The sequence below is a fragment of the Bacteroides sp. AM23-12 genome (genome assembly GCF_003434395.1).
GTDB lineage: Bacteria > Bacteroidota > Bacteroidia > Bacteroidales > Bacteroidaceae > Bacteroides > Bacteroides thetaiotaomicron.
The window spans coordinates 49,409-66,059 of sequence record NZ_QTLF01000014.1; the positions used below are offsets into that span (position 1 = coordinate 49,409).

Annotated in this window: 11 protein-coding genes; all 11 read right to left on the reverse strand. The window is 44.8% G+C overall.

Features of this window, described 5'->3' with window-relative positions:
* Nucleotides 1–48: 48 nt before the first annotated feature.
* The 11 genes from DW640_RS13105 to rho all read right to left on the reverse strand — a co-directional run bounded on the left by DW640_RS13105 (nt 49) and on the right by rho (nt 16,505).
* Nucleotides 49–1,185, reverse strand: coding sequence for a CapA family protein (locus tag DW640_RS13105; RefSeq protein ID WP_016267053.1), 1,137 nt, complete (start codon nt 1,183–1,185; stop codon nt 49–51).
* 154 nt (nt 1,186–1,339) lie between these two features.
* On the reverse strand, nt 1,340–2,221 hold the full coding sequence (gene folD / locus DW640_RS13110; RefSeq protein ID WP_008767914.1) for a bifunctional methylenetetrahydrofolate dehydrogenase/methenyltetrahydrofolate cyclohydrolase FolD: 882 nt from the start codon (nt 2,219–2,221) through the stop codon (nt 1,340–1,342).
* A 251-nt stretch (nt 2,222–2,472) separates the two neighbouring features.
* Nucleotides 2,473–3,855 carry a cytochrome c peroxidase gene (locus DW640_RS13115; RefSeq protein WP_061473373.1) on the reverse strand — a complete coding sequence of 461 codons (1,383 nt, stop codon included), beginning with the start codon at nt 3,853–3,855 and terminating at the stop codon, nt 2,473–2,475.
* 20 nt (nt 3,856–3,875) lie between these two features.
* Nucleotides 3,876–4,661 carry a cytochrome c biogenesis protein gene (locus DW640_RS13120; RefSeq protein WP_008762125.1) on the reverse strand — a complete coding sequence of 262 codons (786 nt, stop codon included), beginning with the start codon at nt 4,659–4,661 and terminating at the stop codon, nt 3,876–3,878.
* Nucleotides 4,645–5,523, reverse strand: coding sequence for a cytochrome c biogenesis protein ResB (locus DW640_RS13125; RefSeq protein ID WP_061473372.1), 879 nt, complete (start codon nt 5,521–5,523; stop codon nt 4,645–4,647). Before DW640_RS13125 ends, DW640_RS13120 begins: the two co-directional genes overlap by 17 nt.
* Before the next feature lie 428 nt (nt 5,524–5,951).
* Nucleotides 5,952–7,274, reverse strand: a complete 1,323-nt coding sequence (gene ffh, locus DW640_RS13130) for a signal recognition particle protein (RefSeq protein ID WP_008767918.1) — start codon at nt 7,272–7,274, stop codon at nt 5,952–5,954.
* Between the two features lie 58 nt (nt 7,275–7,332).
* Nucleotides 7,333–8,655, reverse strand: coding sequence for an MATE family efflux transporter (locus DW640_RS13135; RefSeq protein WP_117578350.1), 1,323 nt, complete (start codon nt 8,653–8,655; stop codon nt 7,333–7,335).
* Nucleotides 8,656–8,694: 39 nt separating this feature from the next.
* Nucleotides 8,695–10,662, reverse strand: coding sequence for a HAMP domain-containing sensor histidine kinase (locus DW640_RS13140; protein WP_061473371.1), 1,968 nt, complete (start codon nt 10,660–10,662; stop codon nt 8,695–8,697).
* Nucleotides 10,659–12,515: a HAMP domain-containing sensor histidine kinase gene (locus tag DW640_RS13145; RefSeq protein ID WP_032813270.1), complete on the reverse strand. Its 1,857-nt coding sequence runs from the start codon at nt 12,513–12,515 to the stop codon at nt 10,659–10,661. Before DW640_RS13145 ends, DW640_RS13140 begins: the two co-directional genes overlap by 4 nt.
* An 83-nt stretch (nt 12,516–12,598) precedes the next feature.
* Entirely contained in the window at nt 12,599–14,065 is a 1,467-nt protein-coding gene (locus DW640_RS13150) for a sulfatase (protein WP_016267060.1), read from the reverse strand.
* A 268-nt stretch (nt 14,066–14,333) separates the two neighbouring features.
* Complete coding sequence (rho, locus tag DW640_RS13155) at nt 14,334–16,505, reverse strand: transcription termination factor Rho (RefSeq protein WP_074856730.1); 2,172 nt, start codon at nt 16,503–16,505, stop codon at nt 14,334–14,336.
* Between the last annotated feature and the right edge of the window lie 146 nt (nt 16,506–16,651).

Below are 16,651 nucleotides of genomic sequence, written 5' to 3' on the forward strand. Positions count from 1 at the left end.
AACGCGGTGCAAAGATAGATATTATCTTTAAATCTCCAAAAGATTCTGCTACTTTTTTTTATAAAAAAGATATTCTTTTATTCCCCGATTATGCTTGCTGAAGAGGGATCGCGCATCATTTGCAAAGATTCTCAGAGAGTTACGTGCATTTACGGAAATGGAGTCAGTGGGGAAATTAATTGGTAGTAATTGATGATTCTTTTTTCCTGATTGAGCGGGACGGGCTGTCCATACCAGGCTATATTCGCAATGGTTGAGTCGGGTGGTACTATCTTTTACTAATTCCATTTTTACCATCAGGCCGCCATCCGTGCGACGGGCGGACATATTGGAAATATAATTCCCCAGTGAATATACTACCAGATGCTTCCCGTTTGTCAGACTGTCTTCGCGAACTTCGATAGGCTGCACAACATGAGGATGACAACCGATTATGTGATTTACTCCTTTTCGAAGCAGCCAATCGGTCAGAAACTTCTGTTCTTTGTCAGGGAGTGACTGGTATTCGATTCCCCAATGCATACAAGCAATAATTGCATCGGGGTTCATTGTTTTACTTGCTTCGATATCTTTGGATATAATGGTCGTATCAGTATAATTAACGATGTTGGGCGGAGTGACAGGGATTCCGTTTGTTCCGTATGTATAGTTGAGTATGGCAATGCGGAAGCCTTTTTTTTCTAATAAAAGAGGGTATTTATTTTCACGCTCTTCAGCGTTGAGGTACGTTCCGGCGTGTGGAATTTTTAAGGAGTCTATTAATTGTATAGTGCGTTCTAAGCCTTTTCTGCCACGGTCGAGACTATGGTTATTGGCGGTTATCAGTACATTGAATCCGGCATTATGGATAGCGGTCAGATATTCATCGGGAGCGCTGAAAGCGGGATAGCCTTTGTACGGTTTTCCTCCGAGAGTAACTTCCAGATTAGCTATGGCAAAGTCAGCACTTTGAATTTCGTCTTTGACATATTCAAAATAGCTGGAATAATCGTAGCCTCCTGTCGCAGTACGTGCAGCGTTAATTTGTCCTTGATGCTGCATAAGATCCCCTGCAAAAAGAAGCGAAAGGGTGTCTGTTTGCAGGCTGTCAGTTGTCAGTATCTGTGTGGTAGTATCATTTTCTTGCGCTTTGCTGATACAAGAGAATTGTGTAACCAGAAGAAGGGATACTAATAGTTCTTTCATACGTTCAAGAGGATTATAATGTCTTTTCGAGAATGATTGTTACTTAGGCAGGAAACGGACATAATAAGAGAGGGAGAGTCGTAATTGTTTTCATAACTGTCAGATTAAGGGAAGGAAAAGGACAGTGAAACACATTTCACTGTCCTTCAATATTCTACTTGTAAATAGCTTTTTTACCGGCTAAAAGTGTATTTTTCATTAATGATACAATCGTCATCGGACCCACGCCGCCCGGTACGGGAGTGATGAATGAGCACTTAGGCGCTACCTCATCAAACTTCACATCGCCTGTCAGCTTGAAGCCGGATTTTTTGCTGGCGTCCGGAACACGGGTAGTACCTACGTCGATTACTACTGCACCTTCTTTTACCATTTCTTCTTTCACGAAGTTGGGTTGTCCCAAAGCAGCGATAATAATATCTGCTTCCTGACATTCTTTTACCAGGTCTTTGCTGCGGCTATGGCATACAGTGACGGTTGCATCTCCCGGGTACGCTTTCTGCATCATCAGTGAAGCCATCGGTTTGCCGACAATATTGCTGCGGCCGAGTACAACACATTTCTTTCCCGACGTCTCTATCTCATAGCGTTTCAGCAGTTCAAGAATACCGTTCGGGGTGGCGGATACATAGCAGGGAAGTCCGATAGACATGCGTCCCACGTTGATAGGGTGGAATCCGTCTACATCTTTACGATAGTCGATCGTTTCGATAACTTTCTGTTCGGAGATATGTTTGGGTAACGGGAGCTGTACGATAAATCCATCTACGTCGTCGTCATTGTTTAGTTCGCGTACTTTGGCGAGTAGTTCTTCTTCGGTCACGTCACTTTCGTAACGGATGAGGGAGGATTTGAATCCACATACTTCGCAGGCTTTTACTTTGGCGGCTACATACGTTTCGCTGCCACCATCATGTCCTACAAGGATTGCTGCCAGATGCGGGCGTTTGCCGCCACGAGCAACAATTTCGGCTACTTCGGCTGCAATCTCTTGTTTCACTTGTTCGGAAATGGCTTTTCCGTCTATCAGAGTCATATTTTCAGAGTATTTATTGGTGATGGACAAAAGTAAAATAAATAACTGAACTCTCCAAAAGGAATGGACTTTTTGTGGAGAGGGGACAGCGGAACATATTGGAATGCGAGTAGGAAAGAAGGTAAAAAGTACAAGGGAAAGCTCTGATTTTCAGGCAAGAAAAACAGAGCCTCTGTTTGGGTGAAACGGAGGCTCTGTTTACATCAATCAGAGGCTCTGTTCGGGTGAAATGGAGCCTCTGTTTGGTCTTGTCAGATCATGTTCTTATTTGTCAGCAATTTGCCTTTATACTCTCCGGTCAATGTACGGAGGAAGGCGACAATCTTATCTACTTCCGGTTGTGGCAGGTCGATGCCTAACTGATATTTGGCCATGGCGCGAACCGCATCATCCATAGTAGCCATGCTGCCGTCGTGGAAATAAGGAGCGGTCAGTTCAATATTTCTCAATCCCGGCACTTTGAAGCGGTGACGGTCACGCTCTGCTTTTGTCTGCTTGAATCGTCCGTTGTCTTCTTCAGTCATTTCTGCCTGACGGTCTGCGAAATAATCATGCTGTACACCGATCAGTTCATAAGATTGTCCTCCGAGGATTTCTCCCACATGACAAGTCGCACAGTCATATTTCTTGAAAAGGTCGTATCCGGCGATTTCATCTGCGGTGATGGCATCTTTCTGTCCTTTCAGATAACGGTCGAAACGTGAATTAGGAGTCAGCAATGTCTTTTCGAACTCCTGAATAGCATTTGTGATATTCTTTTCGTTCAATCCGTCGGGATATACTTCGTTGAATGCCACTACGAAATTCTTGTCTTCTGCCAGTTTGCTGATGATCTGATCGAATGACTCGCAAGCCATTTCTACCGGATTCAATGGAGGGCCGGCAGCTTGTTCTGCCAGAGTTCCGGCACGTCCGTCCCAGAATTGAACAAAGTTATAGGCAGCATTGTATACGGTCGGGGCATTGACGCCGCCCAACTGACCGCCTACTCCTTCAGAATACTGCTTGTTGTCAACGCCACCGGTATCCAGACCATGACAGCTGGCACATGAAACGGTGTTGTCTGCCGATAAGCGGGTGTCGTGATACAACAGATTTCCTAAGACCACTTTGCGTACATCGACTGAGATCGAGTCGGCAATAGGACGAATCGGTTCGTTAATGAAATCAGGTGCTACTGCCACATCGGTATACAGTCCCATGCGGTGATGTTTTACCCAGCTCAGTGCTACCTCTTTCTTTGCATCATTGAAAGAAGCTCCCCAATGTACAAGGTAATACTTTGCCTGCGGCATCTTTCCGTCGAGGATTACTTTTTCTACTTTAGCCAGATCAACCGGATTGAGAGGGCGTCCTTCCTTCATGTCTTTCTCCATCTGAGTCATGTCGAAAGCGCGATAGGCTTTGCTCACGTCTTCCATTACAATTTTTCCGGCTACAGGCATATTTGCATAGAACGGTAGTTCCGGCGTCGAGGTATGGCATCTCAGGCATCCTGCATCCGTAATAATCTGTTGCATCTGCACGTTTGCTTCCAAATCGGCAGAAGGCACCCGATGCATCAGTCGGTAAATGACTACCAATGCCGCCACGACTACCAATAATGCTACGATTAGTTTTGTACTTCTCTTCATTTCACATTTGTTTTTTGAGGTTAGTTATTACGATTATATAAATGTACGCTTTGTTGGGCCGCCGGCAGGTAATTGACTCCATACCAGCACATTTGTAAAGCAAGGAAGGAGACTATGAGCAGGGCATAGAGTGTTTTCCGTCCGGTTCTTCTGAACAGGCGGAGGTGGATGTAGAGCAAATATCCCATCCAGGTGATGGCTGCCCAAGTTTCTTTGGGGTCCCAGCTCCAGTAGTTTCCCCAAGCCTCCTTTGCCCAGAGAGAACCTAGCAGCATACCGATGGAAAGAAAAGCGACGCCTGCGTAGACCAGATTGTCTGCTGTATGCAGGTATTCTTCTTTATGACGGAACAGTCCGGTCAGGGCGATGATGAAAGCACATCCCAGAACGGAATAAGAGAACATATATACGGTTACATGCGGGATGAACCATACACTTTGCAGCGCCGGCATCAATGACTGATCGTGTATCTCGGGCTTCATCAAATTAATGATCACAAAAACTGTAGAAAGTAACGTCGAGAAAGAGAGAATCCAGCGATACTTCCATCTGATATAGGTTAGCAATCCTGCTATTCCCATAAAGAATGAATACCACAATCGGGTTTCTCCCATAGTGCGTAATGGAGGGCGCTGGAGGAATATCCATAATCCGGCAATAAATATTCCCAATATAATAATGCCGCCGGAAGTAAAAACGATTGCCACCTTACTCTTCGATGATGAACGAAGGGCAAATACAGCTCCTGCCAACCATAAGCAGATGGATACTGCTGCAAATACATAGAAGTTATCCCAGTTTATCATACGCTTTAGCTCCGTTTATAAATAAAAGAACTGCTCCTGCAAGCATCATCAGAATACCCGCTACCATCACATATTTCCAGGGCTGTTTTACGACCTGTAGAATGCAGTAATTGCTTTCGTTGCCTTTTGTTACGTCGTATCCGGTGAGGTAGACGTCTTCCCCCAGTCGGTAGGAATAGGGATGGTTTACTTCCAGCAGAACGTTCTCATTCCCCAAACGTACATTGGCGGAAAAGCGGGAAGGACGTCCGTTCGGGTAATATTCTACAGCGAACGAATTGAGTTCCATATCATAATCTAAATAGTAAGATGTGCCATTCATGTCGAATGCCTCGTGTGTCGGTTCACCTTTATATAAAGGTATGCGTAATGTCTGCGTGTCACTGCTACCCAGAAATCCAGCAAACAGAGCCAGCCATAAACCTGTATGGTTCAGAATAAAGCGCCAGCGTGCTTGTTTGCGATGCCGACAGGCGTGGATGGTGATCATCGCCAGATTGCTTAATAATAATAAGAGTATAGAAATGAATATCCATGAAGTCATGAAATTGTAACATCCCAATGAGGCTGATATTCCATTGCGCATTTCTGCTTCCGGTTCAGATAGTTGGGGGAAAAGTCCTATGATCAGGCAACCACCGATAAACAGGCTGATAGATAAAACGCTGGCTTTGGATGAACCGAGAAAACGGGTGATTCTTAGATTATTATATTCTTTATATAGTATCCATAACAGGAAAAGCCAGATCGCCGCAAAGATGATATTCAGCGGAAAGGCGAGAAAAGAAACAGGAAAGTTTCCTGTGAACAGCTGCATGGCTGCTGCTAATAAAATGTAACCTGCTACATATACATAGTACATATTCGTGCTTCTGTTTTGTTATCTTTTGCAAAGTAAAGAAATAAAAATGAATATTCATATAAAACCTTTGTAAAATTGTAATCATTACAAGTAAATAGTGATATTAATATGGTTTTAGGATAATCTTTCAGTGTAGTTGTTGGCGAAAGGAGCGGGGATATGGAAGCTAAAGCTGCGCTTTACAAGGTATAAAGCTGCGCTTTTCACTCCCTAAAGCATAGCTTTATACCTTGTAAAACGCAGTGTTTTATATTGGGTTTATCATGGCGGGAGTAATCACTACAAGAGTCTGTGGAAAGTGAAAACTTGAAAAGTTGAAGTTGCCAGGTAAAAGGCTGATTGGTATAGGAAAGTGAAATCTGTAATACCAAAAATAAAAGAGGAAGCCTAAGCCTCCTCCTTCTATCTGAAACAGAATAAAATTCTTTTTATTTTTTCATTTTCGGCATCATCTTTCCCATTTTGCTGCTGGTTACCATCTTCATCATTTTGCGAGTCTGGTCGAACTGTTTCAGCAAACGGTTTACTTCCTGAATCGTTGTTCCGCTACCTTTAGCGATACGTGTACGGCGTGAGCCGTTCAATATTTCCGGATTAGAACGTTCTGCCGGAGTCATGGAATAGATGATCGCTTCGATACTTTTGAAAGCATTGTCGTCGATATCGATATCTTTGATAGCTTTGCCTACGCCCGGGATCATGGATGCAAGTTCTTTCAGATTACCCATCTTCTTGATCTGGGCAATCTGGCTGAGGAAGTCGTTGAAGTCGAACTGATTCTTGGCAATCTTCTTTTGCAGACGTTTGGCCTCTTCTTCGTCATACTGTTCCTGAGCACGTTCTACCAGCGAAACGATGTCACCCATACCGAGGATACGGTCTGCCATACGTGCCGGGTGGAACTGGTCGATAGCATCCAGCTTTTCACCTGTACCCACAAACTTAATCGGTTTGTTGACTACCGAACGGATAGAAAGAGCCGCACCACCACGGGTGTCACCATCCAATTTGGTCAGTACCACACCGTTGAAGTCCAGACGTTCGTTAAATTCTTTGGCTGTATTGACGGCATCCTGTCCTGTCATGGAGTCTACCACGAACAGAATTTCGTCCGGATTGATCGCTTCTTTGATAGCGGTGATCTCGTTCATCATCTGTTCGTCTACGGCCAGACGTCCGGCTGTATCGACGATTACGAGGTCATATCCTTTGGCTTTGGCTTCCTGAATGGCGTGTTGTGCAATCTCTACCGGATTTTTGCTGTCCAGTTCTGAGTACATCGGCACTTCAATTTGTTCTGCCAGTACACGCAACTGTTCGATAGCTGCCGGACGGTAAACGTCACAAGCTACCAGTAATGGTTTGCGATTCTTCTTTGTTTTCAGCATGCGTGCCAACTTACCGGAGAAAGTAGTCTTACCCGAACCTTGCAGACCTGACATCAGGATTACTGCCGGACGGGATTCGAGGTTGATTTCTACCGTCTCGCCACCCATCAACTGGGTTAGTTCGTCGTGCACAATCTTCACCATCAACTGGCTTGGCTTCACAGCCGTAAGTACATTCTGACCGATGGCTTTTTCCTTCACCGTGTCAGTGAAAGTTTTTGCAACCTTGTAGTTAACGTCGGCATCAAGCAATGCCTTACGTACATCTTTCAGCGTCTCCGCCACGTTAATTTCGGTGATTTTGCCTTCACCTTTCAGAATCTTGAATGACCGTTCTAGTCTTTCACTTAAATTATCGAACATAGTTGTTTAATTACGAATTAATTATTTGAGCCTGCAAATGTACAAAAATCTCTTGTATTTATATCTTTTTATTCTGCCATTTTGCTTTTTTGAGGTAAATATAGCTTGTTATCAACAGCAAGGTATAGTACAGAATCTCAATCGTAAAGCAGATTTCAATCGGTGCTTTTAGCCACATTCCGACGAAAACGATGTAGGAACCGTAAATGGCAATCGTGATGGTTTCGAGCAACAGGGCTGCCTGCGTATTTCCTGTTCCGGAGATGCCGTTGAATACGACATTGGCTACTGATGCAATGAGCATGGCGCAGCAGATAACGTATACCGAAGGCACGGACTCGGTGATTAACGCTGCTTCGCTGGTATATACGGAGAGGAGGAACTGAGGAAACAAAACCGACAATCCCACCAGTCCCAGCATGATGAAGAACGAGAATCGGGCTATTTTATTGATAAGCGGCATGACGTATTGGATACCTCCTGCGCCGATGGCATTGCTGACAAGGCTGTTGGTCGTTGTTGCCAGTGCATTCACCGGAATCAGCAGTACGACGTAGATACTACGGACAATATTGGCAATGGCCAGTTCCCGTTGTCCCAACCATTCTACGGCAACAAAGAACACGAACCAGGTCGCCATCGATAAGAAATATTGAAGCATCGTGAAGCAAGAAATGCTGAGAATACGCATCAGCAATGCCGGATCGAACGAGCGCAGACGATTCAGACCATACTTTTTCAAATCAACACTGATATATGTATAGATCAGGAAGAAGAGAATGGAAGAGGCTTCCGCCAGTACAGAAGCGATAGCAGCTCCCTTGATTCCCATTTCCGGCAGACCGAATTTACCGAAAATCAGTGCATAGTCCAATATGACGTTGGTTAATGCCATGACAACAGCATTGATGGTCAAGACCTTGGTACGTGTGATGCCGATGTACAGGGCACGGAACATGACATTGACAAACGAGAAGAAGAACCCGTAAATACGCCAGTCCAGAAACTCCATAGTGCCTTCGTAGATGGATTCGGAAGAAACCAGCAACCGCATGATATTTCCTCCGAACGCTTTGGTGAAGCCGAACATCAATATAGCTATCAACAGGAGGAACATAATCCCCTGAATCATTACGGGACCTACATCACTGTAGCGTCCTTCTCCATTGCGTCGTGCAATGACAATTTGTGATCCTGTGCTGAATCCGAAAGCGATGGTGAATATACATATATAAAATAGTCCACCCATAGCCGAAGCTCCCAGGGCCACTTCACTAACGTGCCCTAAGAATGCGGTATCGGTGACATTGATGACATTTTGCGCCAGCAAGCTGAGTAGTATCGGGTAACTGACACTCCAAATCTGTTTGTTGGTATACATAATTAAGCGTTTAAGTTTACAGTTTGCAAAGATAGCGCTTTATTCCGATTCTGAAGCAATGGGATAGGTGAAAACAATTTCCGGGCCTTCTGTTCCCCGGGCGTTTACCTGATAGCTTCCTCCGAAGTAAGCCAGCAATAACTGGTTGATCTCATGCCTGATGCCGGTCTCCTGTGAGGTGAAAGCCTCGTCCGCCAATGGAGAGTTGAGAATGCGGAAATAAAGCATTTCGCCTTTCCGGCTTAATGTAAAGCGGATAATCCGTTCCTCCTGTTGTCCCTCTGTTTCATGTTCATGCGGATAGGTCAGGGTACTGAGCAGAGCGTATCCCAATCGGGTGGTATCTGTGCGAAGGGACAGTGACTCGACTTCCGGAGTGAAGCGGACTTGAATGCCTGTCTTTTCATTATTCATGCGTGCCATGTAGCATACTTCGTTACAAAGTGCGACGGCATCATAGTCTTGTATCTGGAACTTCATCATTTTGGCTTCCAGACGAGACAGGTCGAGTACATCATTGACCAGTCTCATTAATCTTTCTGAGCTTTGGTGGATGATCGCCGAGTATTCTTCTCTTGTTTTTTCATCTATATTCGGTTCGCTGGCTATGAGTTGCGAGAAACCTACCACGTTGTTGAGCGGGGTCCGGATGTTATAACTCATGTTTGACAGGAAGCGATTTTTTATTTCGTTGGTTACCCGTACCGTTTCCGCTGCTTTGCGTATTTCGCTCTCGGAATATTTCAGGGCTTTGCGGATTTTGGAGAGCCGGAATAGGGAAATAAATAATACGATCAGAATGGCACTGATTACGATCAGGCTGATCAGACGTATTTGGTTGGTCTGCTTTTGTTGTTCCAGTTCTATCTTGTCCAGATTATAGCTTTTTTTGATTTGCTCCATTTGGGTGTTGGAGAGTGCCATGGCAGCCGAGTCCTTGATGGCCAGTGCCTGTTGGTAGAGAGTTGTCGCTCTGTTATTATCTCCGGCTTCCACCCATATTTTAGCCTGTTTCAGCAGTTGTTCGGCATAGTCGCTGGTGAAATCTTTCTTGAGCATAGTTAATGTCGTGTCGATGTAGGCTGATGCCTGCTGATATTGTTTGATACTCTGATAGTATTTCGCATAGATGTCGTAGTAGAGCACCTTATACATGAAATAGGTATTTTCAGTCAGATACTTTTTAGACTTTTCTATATGTGAATAAGCAATTTGGGGCTGATTGGTATTCAGGTAATAATGCGCATAGAAAATCTCATTGAAAATGAATACGTCTGCAAATCCGTCTTTTAGAGATGGATTGTCAATGATGAATTTACGGAGTACATTTTCCAACTCTTGCAGGTATTTTAGTTGCCTGTAATTGTCCTTCATTTCTTTGGTTACGGATATGAGCTGTGACAGGACGGAGATATGGACTACCGCATTGCCATTCTTTGGAAGTAGCCTGTAGGCTTCTTCCAATGCTTTGAGCCCCTCGTCCCAGCGCTGGCTGCCGATATATGCGTTGGACAGGCACTGATAAGCAGCTACCGTTCCACGGTTATTGTCAATATCAAGGGCTTTCTGTTTCATCTTGTTTGCTTCGCTGATGGCAAGCTCATATTGTTCGGTAAAGGTGTATAGGTCAATCTGAAAGCGTCGGGCGTCGAAGAAATAATCCCATAAACCGGATTTTTGTACCAACGGTTCCATCTTGACTATCCATTTGGCTACACTATCCTGTTCGCAACGGTTGTAATAATACAACAAATGATAATAAGCGGCTAAACTGGCATACTTGTCATTTTTCAGTTTTAACGCTTCCTGCATCAGCGAATCCGAATACTGGATACATTTGTAGTTGTTCTGCTCTATCTTGATAATGTCGTTCAGGGTAGAGAGGCGTGTGGTGTCATGCGGCAGCGTTTGCAACACTTGCAGCAGACTGTCTGAGGCTGTATCGGTGTTTGCATAGCCCGACAGTAGGCCATAGCAGGTGATGATCAGTAATATCAGTCGTTTCATCGTGTTTCCTCCTTCTTTATCTGCGCATGGCAAATCGGGTGTGTGAACAGAAAACGTGCTCCTTTGTCATAGTCCGGGTCGATCCATATTTTGCCTCCCAGTTGCTCGATGATAAGCTGGCAGATAGATAATCCGAGTCCTGTGCCTTGTGCGTTTTCATCGAGCTTTTCGAAGCGGTTGAATATCTTGTTCTGGTTCTCCTTGGAGATTCCGCAACCGGTATCACTAACGGAGAAAAGGGCCGTATCTTCCGTTTGTTTCACCAGTTCCAGGGTGATAGTGCCTTGTGCAGTAAACTTTGTGGCGTTGATAAGCAGATTGATCAGTACTTGTTGCAGGCGGGCACTGTCCGTGGTCAGCTTCAGTGAACTGAGAGAGGTGGAAAACCGTACTTCCGCTTGAGTCTGCTTTATTTTCTCTACCATGTCGATGACATTTCTGCATAGCGCTACAATATCACACTCGTTGAATTTGAATTGCATTTTTCCAATTTCAAGGCTGGATAAGTCAATTACATCATTAATCAGTTTGAGCAGCAGTTCTGAGTTCTGCTGGATGATATCGTTGCACTGTTGTTTCGTTTCGTTGTCGATGGATTCTTCTGTCAGAATAGCTGAAAAACCGGATAAAGCATTGAGCGGAGTACGAATCTCATGGCTCATATTGGAGAGAAAAAGGCTTTTGGTGTGGATAGACTTTTCTGCTTGTTTCTTGGCTTTTTCCTGTTCCTGTTGTGATTGCAGAAGACGATTGTTGGTGCGCTTGATGCGGAAAATGGCAATGATGATCAGTACTACGATCACTAAGATCACAGACAGACTCCAATAATAGAGATTTTTTTGTATGTTGATATAATTAAGTTCGCTTTTATCTATCTGATACAGGGTATGCAGTTCGTTTATCTGGCTGAGATAACTTTGGGCGTCCAATGAATCTTTGAGATGATTAATCTCCTCATAAATCTTGCACGCCTCTTGTTTCTGATTCATAAGTACCAGGACTTTGGCGCGTTCCTGTAATAACTGAACATGTCTGAATAAAGCCGTTTTCTTTGTTATGGTGAGTAATTCTTCATATTCTTTCAGCGCTTTATCATATTCTTTTGACTCAATATGATAGCCGGCATACATATAGTTGCTGATTGAAGAATAGTAGGGATACGGATATTTTTCGTAGATGGAGTCCAGCTGTTTCAGATACTCCAGTGCTTTTGGAAGGTTGTTTGTCTGTATATAATAATAGGCATAGCTGCAAGGCAGATAGAAGTCATCGGGCAAACCTGATTCTTTATGGTAAAGAGACTCCAGATAGGCAAAATCTTTTTCGATATCTGTCATTTGCCTGTATTTGAGTTTGCTCAGGATCAAATGAAACATGCTTGTCTTAAGATATGGAATACTTGCCGGAATTTTTTGCATTATTTTCAAGGATTCCTCATAAGACTCTATAGCAGACTGGGGATTTCCCGAACTTTGGTAGGTGTCTGCAAGGGCACGCAATGCCAGTGCCGTTCCGAAAGGATAATCTATAGCTTTGGCTTGCTGATACATTGAGTTGGCGTTGTTGACTGCCAGACTGATATTTCCTTCCGTAATTAATGCCTGAACTGCCATCATTTTCAATGGAAACAGAATATGATATTCTTGCTGCTTTTCAAGTTCGGGGCTTAAGAGTTTTTCCCATAAGATGATGCTGTCCGTTGTAATATCGATATTTGTATTGAAAGAAAGATCATGCTCGACAAGTGGCTGGAGTAAGGTAAGTCGTTCTTTGTTCAGGTTTGTTGCATGGAGAGCCGCCGATATGAATATGGCTGCAATGAGTGCTATTATATGCTGTAAATTACTATTCACTATTTTGTTTGCTCGTATGGTGATGTGCAAAAGAAATAAAAAGAGCGAAGACTGGCAAGCAATCTTCACTCTTTTTTATAGAATTATTTTCTTTTGAGGATCTCCCGTGCCCCAGGACCTTCGTGGCTGGGGTAGCCGGGAGTATGATTTCTGCACCGGGGATCGGCATCTACCTTCAAACTGCGGTAATCATCTTTGGAACGTGTGATGTAATCGTCCAGCAAAGCACGATGCTCGGCGAGTATTTTGGAGTATTTAGGGTCTTTGGCAAGATTTTTTCTTTCACCCGGATCTTTTTTCATATCGTACAGTTCTTCTCCGTTGCCTTCCAGATAATGGGTGTATTTATATCTCGGTCCGCGCACCATGCGTCCGGGAGTGGTAACGTACTCATATTCGCTGTGCCATTCGGAGACAACATAAGGGTGGCTTTTCTTTTGTTTCTCTCCCCTTAGAGTCGGTGCAAGGCTGATGCCGGCTTTTTCTGCCGGAACGGCGATGCCTGCCAGGTCGCAAAGGGTGGGCAGGAGATCTAACGTCGGCTGTGTCAGCAGATGGTCTATAGGTTTCTTCTGCTGCTTGATGCCGGGACCGGCAAAGATAAACGGAACGTTGGTCATTTCATCATAGAAGCTGATATGCTTGGTCACCATGCGGTGGGATGCCATGCCGTCGCCGTGGTCCGCCATAATTACGACAATCGTGTTTCTTCCGGCAGGGGTGGAGTAGAGGGCTTTCAGTACGCTGTCTACTTGCTTGGACACCATCTTGGTGTAATGCTGGAAGGCGGCGATGTAGTGACGATAGTTTTCTTCGTTCCAATGGGCAGCCTGTGTCATGCGGCGGTGACTGCAACAGATATATTGTACGGGAGTCGGAATATTGCTCCAGTCTTCCACATCAAAGTTGTCCGGCAATTCGGGCAGCGGTCCGCTGATCGGCCGGTCGGTGTGTACCCCTGCGTTTTCGCCGATGAATCCGCAGATATTATGCGGGTTCTGAAAATCTGCAATGCAGATAAAAGGTTCTTTCGGAGGATTGCTGAGGTAGGCAACGGCATCCTCGCAGGTTCCTACATCCAGGAAACTGTCATTGTTGACCGGAAATTCGGGATCGGTGAATGGCTTGGCTACCGGCTCTTTATGTTTGAAGCCTCTCAGTGAGCCCATGTCGTGAGTCTTGCCGAAGTGTACGGCCTCATAACCGTTTTCGGAGAAGAGACTACCCAGTGTAGGTACGTTTTCCGGCAGGCGGGTGTTGACGGGTTCGCTGGAATTTGAACGTACATTGGTCTGGTGAGGCATCATGCCGCTCCATAATGCTGCGCGTGAAGGTTGGCTGAGGGGGCAGCCTACATAAGCGTTAGAGAAGATTACTCCTCTTGATGCTACTTCGTCAATGGGAAGTGTGCAGCCTTGTGTATGTCCGTAAGCGCCTACGACACGTTGTGTGAGATGGTCGCACTGGATAATCAGGAAGTTCGGCTTTTCTTGTGCCTGGGCTGCTGCGCCACAAAGGGCTAATCCCATGAATGGATAAATTGTTTTCATTCTTGGCTAGAATTAAGTAATTGATTGGGTAGCAAAAGTAGGAAAAAACAAAAAGCAAAAAAGGGCGGGGGAGTGGTTTTGGACGTAAATGAAAGTAATTTGTACAAAAATGAAATATGCGATGAACGATTCATGAGGAACAGCGAAGACCGCGATGAATAATAAATGAAAAGAATTAATGGAAATCATAAAAAGAACGGTGAATAAACTGCGATTATTCATCGTCCAGTATATTCACCGTTCCTTATTTATGATCGTTTATTCTTGATCAGCTATTCATGCTCATCAGGAATTCGTCGTTGTCTCTTGTTTTTTCCAGACGGTCTTTTACGAAATCCATTGCTTCGATAGGATTCATATCTGCAAGGTATTTGCGTAATATCCACATGCGGTCGAGTGTTGTCTTGTCAAGCAGCAGATCGTCGCGACGAGTACTGGATGCGGTGATGTTGACAGCAGGGAAGATACGCTTGTTGGACAGGTTGCGGTCAAGCTGCAACTCCATGTTACCTGTACCTTTGAATTCTTCGAAGATAACTTCGTCCATTTTGGAACCGGTGTCGATCAGTGCGGTAGCGATGATAGTCAGCGAACCGCCGTTTTCGATGTTACGGGCAGCACCGAAGAAGCGTTTGGGCTTGTGAAGTGCATTGGCGTCCACACCACCGGAAAGTACTTTACCGGATGCGGGAGATACAGTATTGTAAGCACGTGCCAGACGAGTGATAGAGTCAAGGAAGATCACTACGTCGTGTCCGCATTCTACCAGTCTTTTTGCTTTCTCGAGTACGATACCTGCGATTTTTACGTGGCGTTCTGCCGGTTCGTCAAAAGTAGAAGCGATTACTTCTGCGTTGACGCTGCGTGCCATGTCGGTTACTTCCTCCGGACGTTCGTCGATCAGCAGCATAATCATATATACTTCCGGATGATTGGCTGCGATGGCGTTGGCGATATCTTTCATCAAGATGGTCTTACCTGTCTTCGGCTGTGCTACGATCAGTGCACGCTGTCCCTTACCGATAGGAGCGAAAAGGTCTACAACCCGGGCAGACATGGAGTCTGAATAACCGCCTTTGCAGAGTCTGAATTTCTCGTCCGGGAAGAGCGGAGTCAAGTGTTCGAAAGGAACACGGTCGCGAACGAAAGCTGCGTCACGTCCGTTGATCTTTGACACCTTTACTAACGGGAAATATTTTTCTCCTTCCTTTGGCGGACGGATGATGCCTTCTACCACGTCACCGGTCTTAAGACCAAATAACTTAATTTGTGACTGTGATACATAAATATCGTCCGGAGAAGAAAGATAATTGTAATCGGAAGAACGGAGGAATCCGTATCCGTCCTGCATGATTTCCAGTACGCCTACTCCGCTGAGGATATCATCGAATTCATAAGGCTTTTCACGCTCGATCACTTTGCGTTCCGGCTGTTGTTGTACAGGCGGAAGGTTCTCGGCAGCGTTGTTCTGCTGTTGTGCAGGACGTTGTTGCATCGGAGGACGCTGGTTGTTGTTATTATTACGCTGGAAATTATTATTGTTGTTAGCATTTGCATTGTTATTGCCGGCGTTGTTATTGTTGTTGTCGCGCGGGCGGACAATGCGCTGGCGTTGTTGCGGTTGTGAATGCTGTTGTTGCTGTGGTTGTGGAGCTTGCTCGGGGGCGGCTTGTGCTGTTTCTGCCTTGGTCGCTTCGAATTTGCCGAAGAGTTCGGTCGGAAGCTCTATTTTTTCAGAAGGCAGGTCTTCGATTGGGATAAAGTCATCATCGTCTTCGCTGGATAAGATGGTACTTTCTTCGTCGATCACCGGTGCCGATTTCTTTTGCGGTTTGGCTATTACCGGTTTTTCTGCAACGGCAGGTTTGTTTTCTTTTACTTTCTTTTCTGTCTCCTGTGTCGGAGTTGCTTTTTCAGCCGCCGGTGCAACTACCGTTTTTTCCGCAACAGCTTTTTCTTCTGTTGGTTTCACTATCGGTTTTGCGTTTTCCACCTCCTTGTTTTCTGCTTTTTCAGCGATATTGGCGTCTTTGCGGGGACGGCCTACTTTGCGCTTAGGAGCAGCTTTCTCTGCCTTCGGTTCAGCAACGGGAGCTTCTTTGGCTTTGTTGGCAGCCTCTTCTTTAGGCCGTTGCTGAGGTTTGGCTGCAGGAGCATTTTCTTTATTTTTAGTAACTTCCACATTTTTGGCTGCAGGTGCTACTTTCTCTTCTTTTTTAGGTGCGGCTGTGCGCGAACGCTTGTTTTTATCTCCTTTGCGTTCTTCTTTTAATTTCTCTGCGGCAACTTTCTTAGTGGCTCCGGCTATGGCTTGCTCATCAAGAATCTTGTATACAAGTTCTTCTTTCTTAAATGAGTCTGCTTTTTTGATGCCTAGCTCTTTGGCAATAACTTGAAGTTCCGACAGATTTTTGTCGTTCAATTGGATAATGTTATACATATAGTATGGTAAGTTATTAAAATTTCTGTCTTGATGAAATATGGACAGCATTACTACAGCGTAATAACCGCAGATATGCGAGCATATGTTTTGTTTTTAATTATGAATTAGGGATGTATGTGTTGAATCGTAGAATGTTTCAACGG